A 17,718-nucleotide genomic window follows, 5' to 3' on the forward strand; every position below is an offset into this window, starting at 1 on the left:
GAAAATCTATGTTTGATATACCGCATAGAATTAGATTTTTAAAAACTCATAATGGAGATGCAAGCTTAGAACAAGACTGCCTCTTAACATCAACAATGAATCGTCAATGGCAAAAAATTTTTAATAATCTTCTCATAGCTAGCTATCATTATCGTAAAAAAAATAAAGCAAAAAATCCAGATATTAGTTTTCAGAAGGATGTGATTGATTTTTCTGATGATGACGCGATTGAACAACGTATTGCATTGATTAATTATTATTTGTCTGATTACCTCTTTAAGGAGGATTTTGATGAATGCTATATTACAAAATGCTATAGTTCTGGTAGTTTTGATGATTTTTATTTCGTGGCAAAAATAAACGGTTTTAGTTTTCCACTTCATTTAGGAAACAAGAAATACCGTAAGGTTTTTCGTTCTAAAATTATCCCAACCTCTCCTTAAAAAGAAGTTTTGATTCGCAATTGCAATATATAGATGATGATGCTATTTGGTAGCGCTGTGGATTCTATATGCTAGGTGGTTCAAAAGGTGGTTTGATTTTTTAATATTTTTATTAACTTATTGAAAAATAGTGAGGAATTATTATTAAATGGCTCTCTCCATCCGCACCAAAGCAATCCCTTAAGTGCTACGGATTTCTACGTATCTGGAATTCCGCTTCATGGTAATGTAACACTTGAAGTGTTAGAATGTAATGATGATTGAGAGAGGGCTTATCCCTCTCCTTAGAAAAATGAAGGTGTTTAATGCAGGTTACCGAGACGCTTAATGAAGGACTGAAGCGCGAAATTAAGATCGTGGTTCCAGCGAAAGATTTAGAAGAAAAGTTGAATGAACGATTGGATGATACCAAGGGTAAAATCAAGCTTAATGGTTTTCGTCCTGGTAAAGTGCCCAGTGGGCATTTGCGAAAAATGTATGGTAAATCTTTCATGGCAGAGATTCTCAATGAAATACTCGCTGATGCGCCACGTTCTGTTTTAGCGGACCGCAATGAACGCCCCGCGATGCAACCAAAAATTGATATAGATGAAGATGAGAAAATTCTAGATGGAAAAGCCGATTTTACTTTTAGTTTAAAGTATGAAGTTTTACCAAAAATTGAAATTAAAGCCTTTGAACATATTGAAGTTATTCGTGAAATTGCAGCTATTCCAGAAAAGGATATTGATGAGCAAGTCAATCGAGTCCTTTCTTCTACACGTAATTATTCCCTAAAAGAGGGGACTTCTGAAGAAGGTGATCGTATTACCATAGATTATCTGGGTAAGCTTGAGGGGGTTCCATTTGAAGGTGGGGCCGATAATGATGCACAACTGATTCTTGGATCAAAACAATTTATTCCTGGCTTTGAAGAGCAATTGGTTGGTGTGAAAGCGGGGGATGCAAAAACGATTTCTGTTAAATTTCCTGATAATTACAGTGCGGCGCATTTGGCAGGACGGGAAGCAGAATTTGACATTACTGTCAAAGCTATCTTTAGACCAGATGAATTGAAAATTGATGATGAGGCGGCAAAAAAAGTCGGTTTAGAATCTTTAGATCGCTTGCGTGAGGTTGTTCGTGGACAGATTGAAAGCCAATATGGTTCAATGACACGTCAAAAAGTTAAGCGTCAAATTCTTGATGCTTTAGATGATGATTATAATTTTGAGATTCCTGAAGGACTTTTAGAAATTGAATTCAATAATATATGGGCTCAGGTTAATGATGATTTGAAAAGGGCTGGGCGTAGTTTTGAGGACGAAGGTGTTACAGAAGAAAAGGCGCGGGAGGAATATCGTGTCCTTGCACAACGTCGTGTCCGTCTTGGTTTGGTGCTTTCTGAAATTGGGATGAAGGTTGGTGTTAAAGTTAGTGAGGATGAGCTAAAAGCAGCTGTTTTTGAGCAAGTTCGTCAATATCCTGGCCAAGAAAAAGAGATTATGGACTTTTTCCGTAAAACTCCGGAAGCTGTTGAAAATCTACGTGCTCCGATTTTTGAAGAAAAGGTCATTGATCATTTGTTAGCACAGATAAAAGTCACAGATAAAGAAGTGACGATTGAAGAATTGATGAAAGAATATGATGAATTAGATGTTTCTGAAGAAAAGCCGGCAAAGAAAAAATCTGCAGTGAAAGGGAAGTCTGCAGTGAAAACAGCGGCTAAGAAGAAGGCTCCTAAAAAAGCTTAATATTTACCCAAACAGAACGAGCCCGATAGAATCGGGTTTGTTGTGGTATTATATTCTAAGCTTGCACTGTGAATGGTTTGAGATAAACCATGACATATATTTTAAAATATTGGTAGTGGATTGGCAATGAACATCATTGATACGCGTACTCCTGACTCTAAGCGTTTTATTTCTGGCGTTACAGGTGATTGGGAAGTCATCATTGGCATGGAGGTTCATGCGCAAATCATATCGAATTCAAAGCTTTTTTCAGGGGCATCAACCAAATTTGGTGCAGAGCCGAACAATCATGTATCACTTATTGATGCGGCTATGCCAGGGATGTTACCTGTTCTTAATCAAGAATGTGTTCGTCAAGCAGTTCGGACAGGTTTGGGATTAAAAGCGCGTATTAATTTAAAATCTGTTTTTGATCGTAAAAATTATTTTTATCCAGATTTACCGCAAGGGTATCAGATTTCTCAGTTTCGTTATCCCATTGTAGGAGAAGGAAAAATTACCATATCTGTTGGTCCAGATTCGAATGGGCAATTTGAGGATATTGAAGTAGGAATTGAAAGATTACATCTTGAACAGGATGCTGGAAAATCGATGCATGATCAACATCCGACGATGTCTTTCGTAGATCTTAATCGCTCTGGTGTTGCACTTATGGAAATTGTTTCCAAACCTGATCTGCGCTCATCAGATGAAGCCAAAGCCTATATGACAAAATTGCGTACCATTGTTCGTTATTTAGGGACTTGTGATGGCAATATGGATGAAGGATCTATGCGCGCGGATGTCAATGTATCGGTTCGTCGTCCTGGTGAAGATTTTGGAACGCGTTGTGAAATCAAAAATGTGAATTCTATCCGCTTTATTGGTCAAGCGATTGAGTATGAAGCACGTCGTCAGATCGCAATTTTAGAAGATGGTGGTGTCATAGATCAAGAAACGCGGCTTTTTGATGCCGCTAAAGGTGAAACCCGCTCTATGCGCTCAAAGGAAGAAGCGCATGATTATCGTTATTTTCCTGATCCTGATCTTTTACCACTAGAATTTGATCAAGCGTTTGTGGATGCTTTAGCAGCGGATTTACCAGAATTGCCTGACGCTATAAAGGCGCGTTTTGTTAAGGAAATGGGATTGACAGTGTATGATGCTTCCATTCTTGTGACAGAAAAAGCTATTGCTGATTATTTTGAAGAAGTAGCTCGTGGGCGTGATGGAAAAATAGTTGCCAATTGGGTGATTAATGATCTTTTAGGGGCTTTAAATAAAGATAATCGTGAGATTGAAGAGTCACCAGTATCGCCAAATCAATTGGGAAGTATTATTGATCTTATAAAAGAAGGTGTTATTTCTGGAAAGATAGCTAAAGATCTTTTTGAGATTATTTGGAATGAGGGAGGAGATCCACGCCAAGTTGTAGAAGAGCGCAATATGAAGCAGGTAACAGATACAAAGGCTATTGAAAAAGCTGTTGATGAGATTGTTGCCAATAATTCTGATAAAGTTGCGCAAGCAAAACAAAAGCCTGCTTTAGCAGGTTGGTTTGTTGGACAGGTCATGAAAGCAACAGGTGGTAAGGCAAACCCTCAAACTGTTAATGAATTAGTTAAGACAAAACTTGGCATAGATTAAATTTTATGGGGTGGAGAAGAATCTATAAATATGATATCTTCTCGAAATTAAGGGATGAGAAGTTATCCTATTAATTGGAGTTGCACTGAATTGACCAGTAAATTTTTCGGTCATTTCCGGCATTAATAAGTTTATTCCAGCAATTGATTTCATGAGCATACTGAAGAAATGGAATAGAAAATGGCTCGTTTTTTTAAGCAAATCTTTACCTGGTGGAATGGTAATACCATTGGTACGCGTTTTTTTACATGGCGCAAAGGTAAGCGGATAGGGGAAGATCAATTTGGCAATATATATTATGAAGGGGGATTTCATAAGGATGGTTATCCGCATCGTTGGGTGATTTACAAAGGCTATTCTGAACCTTCTACTATTCCTCCAGGTTGGCACGGCTGGATTCATCATCGCTGTGAGTGTCCTCCAACACAGGAGGATTATCATCCCTATGAATGGGAAAAGCCTCACGTTGCAAATATGACAGGAACAAGTGAGTCCTATCGACCAAAGGGGGCTATTCCTTACAATGATGAGCGTCCTTGTGTACGTGAAGATTATGATGCATGGTCACCTAAAAAATAAAATGTTTTAATGGGCGCGTGTATTTTTATCTTATTTGGCTCTACGTTATAACAAGAGTTATTTTTAAGGTGCGATTGGTTTTGATATGATGAGGTTTTTTTTATTGTTGGGGTTGAGACAATTTATCTATATTTTTTTAATGGGAATTTTAGTGTTTTTCTCCTTAAATAGTGGAGGCAGGGCTGAACGTGTGAGCAATGGAATTGCTGTTTTTGCAGGTCTTGACAAAATCACGGGGCGGACGACGCGTTTTGAAGTTTCTCTTGGTGAAGTTTATCACTATGGTGCATTACAGGTAACACCCCGCGCTTGTTATACGAGCTCTAAAGATGAACCTACGCGTACAACAGGTTTTGTGGAAGTCAATGAAGTAACATTAGATAAAAAAATACGGCGTATTTTTACAGGATGGATGTTTGCAGATAGTCCTGGTTTGAACGCTGTTGAGCATCCTATTTATGATGTGTGGTTAAAAGATTGTAAGCAGAGTTCTCAAAACCTACCTCTTCAGTAATGTGTTATCTATTTATAATACATTGATTTATAAAGATAGTTTATCATTTTATAATTTGAATGGAAGGTCCGAATTTCTATGATTTTCTCATTTCAAACTTTTTTCTATTAAAACGATTGCTTTATTCGTTACAAGTGGCAGACGTGTAGATACTTGCTGTTTAAGAAAGAAATGAAAGTTTCTCTCGTGAACCGTTTAAATCCAAGGACGCATTATACGAATCAACATATTATTTTTTCGAATGTTCCATAGGAGAAAAGCCTTGAGTTATCTCTGTTAGAGGTAGAAATGAAAGCCTTGTTTATATTTGTTCAAAAGATGAACAGACTCTTTGCCTTTAATACCCCCCATGAAGAACAGAATGTCATTATATTGTATATTTATGGGCTTGTTTTAGAGAGCTCCTCTTAAGACTGGTCACATCCATTTTGTGACAGCATTTGTAAGTGGTACAATGATAAATCCATAAAGTATTCTCATCTTTATGTTTGTGAAGGAGCAAGCAGATACTATCACATACTTAGGTCCGTCCCCAATATTACTCGACATTTTTTGGCACTTGAGACTCTTGATAAGAGGTATTTTTATGCCTCTCTTGTATTGTTTTTATCACCACGACTCTTCCCGCTTGTAACGTGTAAGCGAATGGTTAATATCAACTAAGTTTGGGGTGAGAAAATCCTACGATATTGAGAGGTTTAACTCAATATAAATAAAATCAAATTATCCTTATAAATCAAAATATTGCCTTTGTGAGAATACAGACTGTTAAATGTGTAATTTATGAAATACCAATGATTATATCGAGAGAAAACAAATGTGTTGCTAGATCTTTATGCACATGGAGATTTTTTTCATTCAAAGAGTAGAAGCAATTCAAGTTCTGTTATTGGAACGATAGAGGTTTATGGTTATTTAAAGTTTCAATTGAAATATAGCGTGATTTTAAAAATGCAAAATTGGTATATTTCTGGTAAAAAGTAACATATAGGTATTTGAGAGAGTGCCTCATAACTGAGCTTGTTTATTCATAAGCTCTTATTACGGTATGATAAACTTTACATTTTAATAAGCAGAAGATCACTCATTTTTTTTAAATCGTATTTTTGATATCTATGCTTTTAAAAATCTTTTGTATAACAGACAGATGGTTTTTACGGTGAGCTATTGAAAATTTAAAAGGAATCTCAGGGAGGCGTTAAAAGATTCTGTATCACTGGGAGTGGTATCTTTATTTTTTGTAAAGAGTAACCAGTTATTTCTAAAGAATAAGAGATTTTATCCAATGAAAGTTTCTCGTCATCAATATAAGAATGTTTCCCGATTGCCGAGACAACCTAAAGAATCTTTATTGAATGTTCCATTGATTATTGTTGTCTTGATCGTATTTTGTTTTTGTCTTTATTGCATTCCTCAGTATTTTTTTTCTCATCAGCTTTATATTAAAAGTTTAGAGTTTTTTTCATTTACACCAGCATTGTTTAAGAGGGATCCTATCGCATTTTTTTATACTATGGTGAGTTATTCATTTGTGCATGGTAGTTTTAAACATGTGACTCTTAATATGGTTTGGCTTTTGGTTTTTGGCTCTCCTTTAGTAAGGCATTTTGGTGTTTTGCGTTTTTTAATTTTTTGGGTGTTAACGGCAGTCATTGCTGTTTTGACTTATTTTACATTTCATCAAGAAAGTGTCATATCACTTGTTGGGGCGTCAGGTGCTGTATCTGGAATGATGGGGGCTATTGCACGTTACGGATTTCCCAGCGGTTTAGGTGTCAATGCGCAGCATGAAAAACCTTTGGGGACTTTATTATCTATCAAAAAAGCCCTTTGTTCCAAGAGCGTACTTATTTACATAAGTGTATGGCTGGCGGCTGATTTTATCATCGGTATCTCTTCCATTCTGTTTGAAGAAAATGGTATTTCAATAGCATGGGAAGCACATATTGGCGGGTTTCTTATGGGTTTTTTGTTGGTTGGCTTTTTTGATGTTTCACAAAAAATGAAGACTAGAATCTAAGATATTTATGTGCCACATAAAGTGCTATCGTTGCTGCGTTCGAAACATTTAATGATTTAATATTTCCGGGCATATCAAGGCGCGCTAAAGCGCAAACGGTTTCACGTGTTTTTTTCCGTAAGCCTTTACCTTCTGCACCTAAAACAAGAGCAATTTTATTCCCTGTTAATGTTGTTTCTAGAGGTTGATCCCCTTCTGAATCGAGGCCAAAGCTTGTAAACCCTGTTTGATGAAGTTCTTGAAGAGTTTCAGCGAGGTTTCGTACGGTAATATAATGAATCATTTCCAAAGCCCCTGATGCCGCTTTCGCAAGAACACCGCTTTCTTGGGGAGAATGACGGCAAGTGGTAATAAGTGCTTTAGCTTTAAATGCAACGGCAGAGCGCATAATAGCGCCAACATTATGTGGATCAGTAATTTGATCCATGACAATGACCAGATCAGTATTGGTGAGTTCCGATAGTTTGCATGGTTTGAGAGGAGAAGTTTCTAAAACAACCCCTTGATGAACGGCTTCACTTCCAACGAGCGAATCAAGATATTTTGGAGTACATAATGTAACAGGGCAAGGATAATCTGATTCGGATATATTTAATCTCTTTAAGGCATTTTGTGTAACGTACAGACATTTAAAAATTCTTTTTGGGTTTTTTAAAGCAGCTTGGACAGAATGAATACCATAAAGATGGATAATTCCTTGCGGTAAAGAAGCGGCTTCTTTTTTAAGATGTGTAGAAGATTGAGAAGGAAAGCCTTTTGCATCGCGATATCGGCGACGTAAACGAGCATAATGAGAATTTTGTGATGTTTTTTGTTTCATAACTCCTTTATAGCGTTTTAATAAGAAAAATAGCTAGAAAAAATCTATGATTTAACATTATGAGCAGGAAATTTGTACAGAATTGTATTTATTCTGTTGACAGATACAATCGTAATCGTCATAACCACTTCGCAATCAGATTGAATTGAATGGTTGTTCGAGATGATTGTCGTGATGCCTCATCGCGCGACTTTGCCGGTGTAATGGAGGGGTGCCCGAGTGGTTAAAGGGGGCGGACTGTAAATCCGTTGCGTATGCTACGTTGGTTCGAATCCAACCCCCTCCACCATTCATCGAAGGAGAGTTAGTACGTGGGTCAAGCGGGTATAGCTCAATGGTAGAGCAGCAGCCTTCCAAGCTGAATACGCGGGTTCGATTCCCGCTACCCGCTCCAAATAGTTGTTGATGATTAGGCAAGTAGGTATAATGGAAGGGATTCCATTATTAAAGTGGGCGGGATTTTCCGTCTAAGAGTTGTGGTGATTGGGCTGGAGTACGGTCCAGTTGAATTCAGTTCTGCAGGCCTTTTTCTAGGTGCTAACAAAGACAGAGAATAAAACAAGAGATTAATAGCGATGGCAAAGAGCAAATTTGAACGAACGAAACCGCATGTTAATATTGGTACGATTGGTCACGTTGATCATGGGAAGACTTCATTGACAGCAGCGATTACGAAGTTTTTTGGTGAGTTTAAAGCATATGATCAAATTGATGCAGCACCAGAAGAGCGTGCCCGTGGTATTACCATTTCTACAGCACACGTTGAATATGAAACGGAAAATCGTCACTATGCCCACGTTGATTGTCCAGGACACGCAGATTATGTGAAAAACATGATCACAGGGGCAGCGCAGATGGATGGTGCTATTCTTGTTGTTTCTGCAGCTGATGGTCCAATGCCTCAGACACGTGAGCATATTTTGCTTGCTCGTCAGGTTGGTGTTCCAGCGATTGTTGTTTTTCTTAATAAAGTTGATCAGGTTGATGATACCGAACTTTTGGATCTTGTAGAGCTTGAGGTTCGGGAGCTTTTATCCAAATATGATTTCCCAGGAGATGATGTTCCAATTGTAAAGGGTTCTGCGTTGGCTGCCCTTGAGGATAAGGATAAGAGCATTGGTGAAGATGCGGTTCGTCTTTTGATGAGTGAGGTTGATAATTATATTCCAACCCCTGAGCGTCCTGTTGATCAACCATTCTTGATGCCGATAGAAGATGTGTTTTCGATATCGGGACGTGGAACGGTTGTTACGGGTCGTGTTGAGCGTGGTGTTATTAAAGTTGGCGAGGAAATTGAGATTATCGGTATTCGTCCAACATCTAAGACGACGGTGACGGGTGTTGAAATGTTCCGCAAGCTTTTAGATCAAGGTCAAGCTGGTGATAATATTGGTGCGTTGCTTCGTGGTGTTGATCGTGAAGGGATTGAGCGTGGTCAGGTTTTAGCGAAGCCTGGGTCGGTTACTCCTCATACACGTTTTAAAGCCGAGGCTTACATTTTGACGAAAGATGAAGGAGGTCGTCATACGCCTTTTTTCACGAATTATCGTCCACAATTTTACTTCCGTACGACGGATGTTACGGGTATTGTTACGCTTCCCGAAGGAACAGAAATGGTTATGCCCGGTGATAATGTTGCGATGGATGTGTCATTGATTGTGCCGATAGCGATGGAAGAGAAGCTTCGTTTTGCTATTCGTGAAGGTGGTCGTACTGTTGGTGCCGGTATCGTCTCTAAGATCATTGAATAAATAATGCTTGTTGAAAGGCTACTAAAGGTGTTTTAGTTTTGAGAGTTAGGGGTATAGCTCAGTTGGTAGAGCGGCGGTCTCCAAAACCGCAGGTCGCGGGTTCAAGTCCTGCTGCCCCTGCCAAAGGAGAATAGGATTTTAGATATGGGGGAGCGAATCTTACTGTCTTTTTCGCTTTTTTTTATCTGGGGCTTGTTTTTTTGTGTGTGAAACGCTATTGAATAGGAAGTAAGAAAAATTGCATCAGTCTGGAAGTTGGCTTTTGCATTTTTTTTCGTATTTATTTTGTTGGATAAAACACAATAGCACTAAAAGAAGTATAGAAGTATAATAGGGCGAGAGAGAGTATAGTGTGACGATGGCATCTAAGACCAACCCAATTGCCTTTTTAAAGCAAGTTTATTCAGAAACAGTCAAAGTAAAGTGGCCTACGCGTCGCGAGACGGTTATTTCTACTGTTATGGTTTTGTTGGTAACCGCATTGGCTTCGGCTTTCTTTTTTATTGTGGATCAGGTTATGCATTTTGGTGTTTGGCGGGTTATTGATCTTCTGAAATATCTTTTTAGTTGAGAATGTAAGGAAGTATGACTGTGGCGGCTCGTTGGTATATTGTTCAGGCATATTCAAATTTTGAAAAGAAAGTAGCGGAAGCTATTGATAAGGAGGCAAAGCAAAAAGGGCTTGATCATTTGTTTGAAAGGATTTTTGTTCCAACGGAGCGTGTCGTAGAAGTTCGTCGAGGACGCAAAGTTGATACTGAACGAAAATTTTTTCCTGGTTATGTTCTTGTTCGCGCTGAATTAACAGATGAAGTTTATCATCTTATTAAGAATACGCCTAAAGTGACAGGTTTTTTAGGATCGGATGCGCGTCCTGTTCCCATTTCTGATCGAGAGGTGGAGCAAATTCTCAAACAAGTTCAGGAAGGCGTTGAATCGCCAAAGTCTTCTGTATTGTTTGAGGTTGGAGAACAAGTTCGCGTTGCTGATGGTCCTTTTGTTTCGTTTAATGGAATTGTTCAAGAGGTTGAAGAAGAGCGCTCTCGTCTTAAGGTTGAAGTGCTCATTTTTGGGCGTCCTACGCCTGTTGATTTGGAATTTGGTCAGGTTGAAAAACTCTGATTAAACTTAGAGTGATTTTAATTACTTTAAGGAAGGAGTGGGAGGTGATTTACAGCTTTTGTCGGCTTAATGATCCGAACCACATGACTGCAGCGGGTAGTGAGCAAGATAAATTGTTAGCATACCAGTGAAATTGAAGGCAGATTGTTATGGCAAAAAAAAGTATAGGTCAGCTCAAGTTGCAGGTTCCTGCAGGGGCTGCTACTCCATCTCCACCGATTGGTCCGGCTCTTGGGCAACGTGGTATTAATATCATGGAATTTTGTAAGGCGTTTAATGCAGCAACACAAGAAATGGAAAAGGGAGCACCGATTCCAGTTGTTATTACGTATTACCAAGATAAGTCTTTCACGTTTTCTCTCAAAACACCTCCTGTATCGTTCTTTTTAAAGAAGGAGGCACAACTGAAATCTGGTTCAAAAGAGCCTGGTAAAGTGTCTGTAGGAAGTATCTCTCGCGATAAAATTCGTTTGATTGCGGAATCAAAGATGAAAGATCTTAATGCGAATGACATTGAGGCGGCAATGCGTATGGTTGAGGGTTCTGCACGCTCGATGGGCTTAGAAGTGGTGGGCTAATATTATGGCAAAAGTAGCAAAGAGAATAAAAAATATCCGAAAAGGTATTGATTTTAATGAACTTTACGCTTTAAAAGACGCTGTTTTAATGGTTAAGGAGCGTGCCGTAGCTAAGTTTGATGAAACAATTGAAATTTCAATGAACTTGGGTGTTGATCCGCGTCATGCTGATCAGATGGTTCGAGGTGTTGCTCATTTGCCGAATGGGACGGGACGAAATATTCGTGTTGCCGTTTTTGCTCGTGGAGATAAGGCTGAAGAAGCTAAGGCAGCGGGAGCTGATATTGTGGGTGCTGAGGATTTGTTTGAAAGCATTAATGGGGGGGTGATTGACTTTGATCGTTGTATTGCAACACCAGACATGATGCCTCTCGTTGGTCGTCTTGGTAAGATTCTTGGTCCGCGGAGTTTGATGCCAAATCCAAAAGTCGGGACTGTAACACTTGATGTTGCCGGTGCTGTCAAAGCTTCTAAGGGTGGTGCTGTCGAGTTTCGCGTTGAAAAAGCTGGTATTGTGCATGCTGGTATTGGGAAGGCTTCTTTTGGCGTTGAAAAAATCGTAGAAAATATTAAAGCCTTTGCAAGTGCAGTTATTAAAGCGAAACCGCAAGGTGCAAAAGGTGAGTATATTAAACGCGTTGCTGTTTCTTCAACGATGGGGGTTGGTGTTAAAGTTGATCCAGCAACGGTTCGTTCAGAGTCAGTATAAGCTGATTGGTAATTTTTTTGAGGTAAGTGACGATCAAAATTATATTTTAAGTGTCGGTTTTAACCGGCATTTAGCCATCTAAGCTTTATAGGGCTTAGGTTATACCGGAAGAAATTCCGGAATATCCTGTCCGAGATTGTAGGTGATACTATTTAAAGTATCTTAATCGAAAAAACCTGCATGAGACTGGGGTAAAAACTGAGAGTTAAAAGACTTAAAGGGTTTGAGCCAAGGTTGCCTTTGAACGCTGTGCGTGAAAAAGGGGACAGGATCCTCGTCGGTGACATGAAATATTTTATGTTATCAAAGGTAACCAACAGGTTTGTTTTAAAATAAATCTGTTAAATGGAGAGAGACAGTGAATAGAGCGGAAAAACGCGAATTTGTTACATGGCTTAACGAGGCTTTTCAAAAGTCTGGTTCTGTTGTTGTTGCACATTATTCCGGTCTGACAGTTTCACAGATGAACGATTTGCGTTCGAAAATGGGTGAAGCTGGCGGTGCCGTCAAAGTCGCCAAAAACCGTCTTGCTAAAATCGCTCTTCAGGGCACGGAATCTGAATCGATAATGGGTTTGTTTACAGGACAAACACTTATTGCTTATTCAGAAGATCCAATCACAGCACCAAAGGTTGCTGTTGATTTTGCAAAAAGCAATGACAAATTTGTCATCCTTGGCGGTTCAATGGGTGCAACAAGTTTAACTGTAGATGCTGTGAAGTCATTGGCTTCGTTGCCTTCATTAAACGAGTTGCGAGCAAAACTTGTAGGTATGATTTCTACTCCTGCAACCCGTATTGCACAGGTTGTTAATGCACCTGGCGGTCAGGTTGCACGTGTCATTGGCGCATATGCTCAGGAGGATAAGGCGGCTTAAGGCTGTTTATTCACGTTGATGGAAGAGCTTTCATGCTTTTCTGTTTTTTTGAATAAGTTTTAATCATGGTTCAAATCTTTTAATTAAAGGAATTTAAAAATGGCTGATCTAGCGAAGATCGTAGAAGACCTTTCTAATCTAACCCTTTTGGAAGCTGCTGAGCTTTCTAAGTTACTTGAAGAAAAGTGGGGTGTTTCGGCTGCTGCTCCTGTAGCCGTCGCTGCTGTTGCTGGTGCTGCTGCTCCAGCTGCTGAAGAAAAAACAGAATTTGATGTTATTCTTGTTGAAGGTGGCGCGCAAAAAATTAATGTTATTAAAGAAGTTCGTGCTCTGACAGGACTTGGTCTTAAAGAAGCGAAAGATCTGGTTGAAGGAGCACCTAAGCCTATTAAAGAAGGAGCTTCTAAAGAAGAAGCAGAGAAAATTAAATCTCAACTTGAAGCTGCTGGTGCTAAAGTTGAACTTAAGTAAATTTAATTTTATCGGCGGACATTTATGTTCGCCGATTTTCTTTCTCTAAAAAGAGGAAAAGTAATGAGTAAAAAAACCTTTTGCCAACGGATTAAGCGTAGTATTGGGTATAGGGTTTAGCTACTCACCCCTTATCATAGAGTCAAGTCAATGAAAGGCTTGTCTTGGTGGGGAAAGTCAACGATGCTCATTATTGGGCGTCAAGTGAACTGGTCTGCATATGCAGGTTAATGATATAAAACTTTCAAGGTTGGTCTACCTTGAAGAGTAAGGATCAAGGAGCGACGATGGCTCAGACTCACGCAATGATGTCTCAATTCAATGGTCGTAAGCGGGTACGCAAATTTTTTGGTAAGATTCCTGAAGTAGCAGAGATGCCGAATCTTATTGAGGTTCAAAAAGCGTCATATGATCAGTTTCTCATGGTTGAGGAACCGAAAGGTGGACGACCAGATGAAGGTTTGCAAGCTGTTTTTAAATCGGTATTTCCTATTTCCGATTTTTCCGGTACAGCTATGCTTGAGTTTGTTGGTTATGAATTTGATTTACCGAAATTTGATGTTGAAGAATGTCGTCAACGTGATTTAACTTATGCAGCCCCCTTGAAGGTGATATTGCGTTTGATTGTGTTTGATGTTGATGAGGATACTGGCTCCAAAGATATCAAAGACATTAAAGAGCAGGGCGTCTATATGGGCGATATGCCTTTAATGACGACCAATGGTACCTTTATTGTTAATGGTACGGAGCGTGTTATTGTTTCTCAGATGCATCGTTCTCCTGGTGTCTTTTTTGACCATGATAAGGGCAAGTCTCATTCATCAGGAAAGCTTCTTTTTGCTGCTCGTGTTATTCCCTACCGCGGCTCTTGGCTGGATATTGAATTCGATGCTAAGGACATTATTTATGCGCGTATTGATCGGCGACGTAAGATACCTGTTACCAGTCTGTTAATGGCATTAGGTATGGATGCTTCAGATATTTTATCGACGTTTTACGATAAAGTGACTTATGAGCGTGATGGAGAAGGATGGCGTGTTCCTTATTCTGTTGATCGCTTTAAAGGAATGAAGCTCATTTCTGACCTTATAGATGCAGAGAGTGGTGAAGTTGTTGCGGAAGCTGGTAAAAAACTGACAGTTCGTACTGCGAAGTCTTTGGCAGAAAAAGGCCTCAAGGCGGTTAAAGTTAGTGAAGATGATTTATTAGGGTGTTATCTTGCTGAAGATATTGTCAATTACGAAACAGGTGAGATTTACCTTGAAGCGGGCGATGAAATTGACGAAAAAGTATTGAAAATTTTGCTTGATGTTAGTGCTGATCAAATTAATATCCTTGATATTGATCACATGAATATTGGCGCTTATATCCGCAATACTTTAAAAGTGGATAAGAATGAAAGTCGACAGGATGCATTGTTTGATATTTACCGAGTAATGCGTCCAGGTGAGCCTCCCACAATCGATACAGCAGAAGCAATGTTTCATTCATTGTTTTTTGATCCAGAGCGTTATGATCTTTCAGCTGTTGGACGTGTTAAGATGAATTTGCGTATGGATCTTGATTGTCCAGATACCGTTCGCGTTTTGCGTCAAGAAGATATTCTTGCTGTTGTTAAAATGTTGGTTGAGTTGCGTGATGGTCGTGGTGAAATCGATGATATTGATAATCTTGGCAATCGTCGTGTTCGCTCCGTTGGGGAGTTGATGGAAAATCAATATCGCATTGGTCTCCTTCGTATGGAACGCGCGATAAAAGAACGTATGTCATCGGTTGAAATTGATACAGTGATGCCGCAGGATTTAATCAATGCAAAGCCTGCAGCAGCAGCCGTTCGTGAGTTTTTTGGATCTTCTCAATTGTCGCAATTTATGGATCAAACCAATCCATTGTCGGAAATCACCCATAAGCGCCGTCTTTCTGCTCTTGGTCCAGGGGGATTGACTCGTGAGCGTGCGGGTTTTGAAGTTCGTGACGTTCATCCTACGCATTATGGTCGTATTTGTCCGATTGAAACACCTGAAGGTCCCAATATTGGTCTCATTAACTCCTTAGCAACATTTGCTCGGGTTAACAAATATGGCTTTATTGAAAGCCCATATCGTAAAATTATTGACGGTAAAGTTACCAAAGAGGTTATTTATCTTTCAGCGATGGAAGAAGCAAAGCATTATGTTGCTCAAGCAAACTCCTCATTAGATAGTGAAGGTCGTTTTATAGAAGAGTTTGTTGTTTGTCGTCATGCTGGTGAAGTTTTAATGGCACCGCGCGATCATGTTGATTTGATGGATGTTTCACCAAAACAGTTGGTTTCAGTCGCAGCTGCACTTATTCCGTTTTTAGAAAATGATGATGCGAATCGTGCGCTTATGGGATCGAACATGCAGCGTCAGGCAGTGCCTCTTGTGCGCGCTGAAGCGCCATTTGTTGGGACGGGCATGGAATCCGTTGTTGCACGCGATTCAGGAGCTGCGGTCAGTGCAAAACGGAGTGGTATTGTTGATCAAGTCGATGCGACCCGTATTGTTATCCGAGCAACAGAGGATTTAGATCCTTCAAAATCAGGCGTTGATATTTACCGCTTACAAAAGTTTCAGCGTTCTAATCAGTCTACTTGTATTAATCAGCGCCCTCTTGTGCATGTCGGTGATCGGGTAGAGAAGGGTGATATCATTGCAGATGGTCCATCCACGGATCTGGGTGATTTGGCTCTTGGACGGAATGTTCTTGTCGCCTTTATGCCTTGGAATGGATACAACTATGAAGATTCCATTTTGTTATCTGAGCGCATTGTTGCGGATGATGTATTTACTTCAATTCATATTGAGGAATTTGAAGTTGCAGCACGTGATACAAAACTTGGGCCTGAGGAAATTACCCGCGATATTCCCAACGTTGCAGAAGAAGCCTTAAGGAATCTTGACGAAGCTGGCATTATTTATATTGGTGCTGAAGTTCAACCGGGTGATATTTTGGTTGGAAAGATTACACCAAAGGGTGAAAGTCCCATGACGCCAGAAGAAAAGCTTCTGCGTGCAATTTTTGGTGAAAAGGCATCAGATGTTCGCGACACTTCTATGCGTATGCCTCCTGGGACGTTTGGTACTGTCGTTGAGGTTCGCGTTTTTAATCGCCATGGAGTGGAAAAAGATGAGCGCGCTATGGCCATTGAACGTGAAGAAATTGAGCGTTTAGCAAAAGACCGTGATGATGAACAGTCGATTCTTGATCGCAATGTTTATGCGCGTCTTACCGATATGTTGACAGGTAAAGTCGCTGTAGAAGGTCCAAAGGGCTTTTCGGAGAGTAAAAAGCTTGATAGTACGGTAATGGGGCGTTATCCACGTTCGCAGTGGTGGCAATTTGCAGTTGAGGATGAAAAGCTTCAAAATGAAATTGAAGCTTTGCGCAAGCAATATGATGAATCAAAAGAAGCATTACAACGTCGCTTTATGGATAAAGTTGAAAAAGTCCAAAGAGGTGATGAAATGCCTCCTGGTGTCATGAAAATGGTAAAGGTTTTTGTGGCTGTGAAGCGCAAAATCCAACCAGGTGATAAGATGGCGGGACGACATGGGAATAAGGGTGTTGTCTCACGTATTCTTCCTGTAGAAGATATGCCATTTCTTGAAGATGGAACGCATGCTGACATCGTCTTAAATCCTCTTGGTGTGCCTAGTCGTATGAATGTTGGGCAAATTCTTGAGACGCACCTTGGTTGGGCATGTGCGGGGATGGGCAAAAAGATTGGTGATTTATTAGAATTATATCAAGAGACAGGGGATATACTTCCTTTACGTCAACGTATTGAAAATCTTATGCCTGATGATAATCATAATGAACCAGTGCGTCAGTATGATAACGAAAGCCTTTACAAATTGGCACTTCAGATGAAGAAAGGGGTTTCAATTGCAACGCCTGTTTTTGATGGAGCTCATGAGTCTGATATCAACATGATGCTGGAAGATGCAGGATTGGATAGTTCAGGGCAGGTTACGCTTTATGATGGTCGTACGGGAGAGCCTTTTGATCGTCCAGTAACGGTGGGCTATATTTACATGTTGAAATTGCATCACCTTGTTGATGATAAGATTCATGCACGTTCTATTGGTCCCTACTCACTTGTTACGCAGCAACCATTGGGAGGTAAGGCACAGTTTGGTGGTCAACGTTTTGGTGAAATGGAGGTTTGGGCTCTTGAAGCTTATGGTGCTGCATATACTTTGCAGGAGATGTTGACAGTAAAATCGGATGATGTCGCTGGTCGGACGAAAGTCTATGAAGCGATTGTGCGTGGTGATGATACATTTGAAGCCGGTATCCCTGAGAGCTTTAATGTGTTGGTGAAAGAAATGCGTTCACTTGCTCTCAATGTAGAACTTGATGATGCGCGTGAACTTATTGCACAGCGTGTGTTATCTGATACGGCAGAACAATAATTCCAAGGAGCGCACGGGAAAAAGGTTGCGCTCTGA

The 17,718-nt window shown here is 39.9% G+C and carries 15 protein-coding genes and 3 tRNA genes; 17 read left to right on the forward strand and 1 reads right to left on the reverse strand.

Going from position 1 to position 17,718, the window contains the following annotated elements:
• The first annotated feature begins 8 nt into the window (after window positions 1-8).
• The 6 genes from FJG96_RS05675 to FJG96_RS05700 all read left to right on the forward strand — a co-directional run bounded on the left by FJG96_RS05675 (window position 9) and on the right by FJG96_RS05700 (window position 6,915).
• Window positions 9-443: a hypothetical protein gene (locus FJG96_RS05675; protein ID WP_139413131.1), complete on the forward strand. Its 435-nt coding sequence runs from the start codon at window positions 9-11 to the stop codon at window positions 441-443.
• A 305-nt stretch (window positions 444-748) separates the two neighbouring features.
• Window positions 749-2,176: a trigger factor gene (gene tig, locus FJG96_RS05680; RefSeq protein WP_139413132.1), complete on the forward strand. Its 1,428-nt coding sequence runs from the start codon at window positions 749-751 to the stop codon at window positions 2,174-2,176.
• Window positions 2,177-2,302: 126 nt separating this feature from the next.
• Complete coding sequence (gene gatB, locus FJG96_RS05685) at window positions 2,303-3,802, forward strand: Asp-tRNA(Asn)/Glu-tRNA(Gln) amidotransferase subunit GatB (RefSeq protein ID WP_139413133.1); 1,500 nt, start codon at window positions 2,303-2,305, stop codon at window positions 3,800-3,802.
• Between the two features lie 180 nt (window positions 3,803-3,982).
• On the forward strand, window positions 3,983-4,381 hold the full coding sequence (locus FJG96_RS05690) for an NADH:ubiquinone oxidoreductase subunit NDUFA12 (RefSeq protein WP_139413134.1): 399 nt from the start codon (window positions 3,983-3,985) through the stop codon (window positions 4,379-4,381).
• 88 nt (window positions 4,382-4,469) lie between these two features.
• Complete coding sequence (locus tag FJG96_RS05695; protein WP_180338259.1) at window positions 4,470-4,895, forward strand: DUF2155 domain-containing protein; 426 nt, start codon at window positions 4,470-4,472, stop codon at window positions 4,893-4,895.
• Between the two features lie 1,285 nt (window positions 4,896-6,180).
• Entirely contained in the window at window positions 6,181-6,915 is a 735-nt protein-coding gene (locus FJG96_RS05700; RefSeq protein WP_139413136.1) for a rhomboid family intramembrane serine protease, read from the forward strand.
• Here the strand turns inward: FJG96_RS05700 and FJG96_RS05705 are convergent.
• Window positions 6,905-7,735, reverse strand: a complete 831-nt coding sequence (locus tag FJG96_RS05705) for a TrmH family RNA methyltransferase (RefSeq protein ID WP_139413137.1) — start codon at window positions 7,733-7,735, stop codon at window positions 6,905-6,907. The two genes, FJG96_RS05700 and FJG96_RS05705, sit on opposite strands and share 11 nt — an antisense overlap.
• Before the next feature lie 205 nt (window positions 7,736-7,940).
• Between FJG96_RS05705 and FJG96_RS05710 the strand changes: the two genes are divergently transcribed.
• From FJG96_RS05710 to rpoB, 11 genes are all read left to right on the forward strand, one after another.
• Window positions 7,941-8,024 (forward strand) — tRNA-Tyr (locus tag FJG96_RS05710).
• A 31-nt stretch (window positions 8,025-8,055) separates the two neighbouring features.
• Window positions 8,056-8,129 (forward strand) — tRNA-Gly (locus tag FJG96_RS05715).
• 181 nt (window positions 8,130-8,310) lie between these two features.
• The gene (gene tuf, locus FJG96_RS05720; RefSeq protein ID WP_039761634.1) at window positions 8,311-9,486 is read left to right on the forward strand and encodes an elongation factor Tu; all 1,176 of its coding nucleotides are present in this window, start codon (window positions 8,311-8,313) and stop codon (window positions 9,484-9,486) included.
• A gap of 47 nt (window positions 9,487-9,533) precedes the next feature.
• Window positions 9,534-9,609, forward strand: a tRNA-Trp gene (locus FJG96_RS05725).
• A gap of 235 nt (window positions 9,610-9,844) precedes the next feature.
• Window positions 9,845-10,057, forward strand: coding sequence for a preprotein translocase subunit SecE (gene secE, locus FJG96_RS05730; RefSeq protein ID WP_139413138.1), 213 nt, complete (start codon window positions 9,845-9,847; stop codon window positions 10,055-10,057).
• 20 nt (window positions 10,058-10,077) lie between these two features.
• A complete protein-coding gene (gene nusG, locus FJG96_RS05735) occupies window positions 10,078-10,608 on the forward strand; it encodes a transcription termination/antitermination protein NusG (protein WP_139413139.1) in 531 nt (176 codons plus the stop codon).
• A 149-nt stretch (window positions 10,609-10,757) separates the two neighbouring features.
• On the forward strand, window positions 10,758-11,186 hold the full coding sequence (gene rplK / locus FJG96_RS05740) for a 50S ribosomal protein L11 (RefSeq protein ID WP_120122041.1): 429 nt from the start codon (window positions 10,758-10,760) through the stop codon (window positions 11,184-11,186).
• Window positions 11,187-11,190: 4 nt separating this feature from the next.
• Window positions 11,191-11,895, forward strand: coding sequence for a 50S ribosomal protein L1 (gene rplA / locus FJG96_RS05745; RefSeq protein ID WP_139413140.1), 705 nt, complete (start codon window positions 11,191-11,193; stop codon window positions 11,893-11,895).
• A gap of 358 nt (window positions 11,896-12,253) precedes the next feature.
• A complete protein-coding gene (gene rplJ, locus FJG96_RS05750) occupies window positions 12,254-12,772 on the forward strand; it encodes a 50S ribosomal protein L10 (protein WP_005773659.1) in 519 nt (172 codons plus the stop codon).
• 99 nt (window positions 12,773-12,871) lie between these two features.
• The gene (gene rplL / locus FJG96_RS05755; RefSeq protein ID WP_012231477.1) at window positions 12,872-13,243 is read left to right on the forward strand and encodes a 50S ribosomal protein L7/L12; all 372 of its coding nucleotides are present in this window, start codon (window positions 12,872-12,874) and stop codon (window positions 13,241-13,243) included.
• Window positions 13,244-13,530: 287 nt separating this feature from the next.
• Window positions 13,531-17,682 carry a DNA-directed RNA polymerase subunit beta gene (rpoB, locus tag FJG96_RS05765; protein ID WP_139413141.1) on the forward strand — a complete coding sequence of 1,384 codons (4,152 nt, stop codon included), beginning with the start codon at window positions 13,531-13,533 and terminating at the stop codon, window positions 17,680-17,682.
• Window positions 17,683-17,718: the final 36 nt, after the last annotated feature.

This window comes from Bartonella mastomydis (assembly GCF_900185775.1).
Taxonomy (GTDB): Bacteria; Pseudomonadota; Alphaproteobacteria; order Rhizobiales; family Rhizobiaceae; genus Bartonella; species Bartonella elizabethae.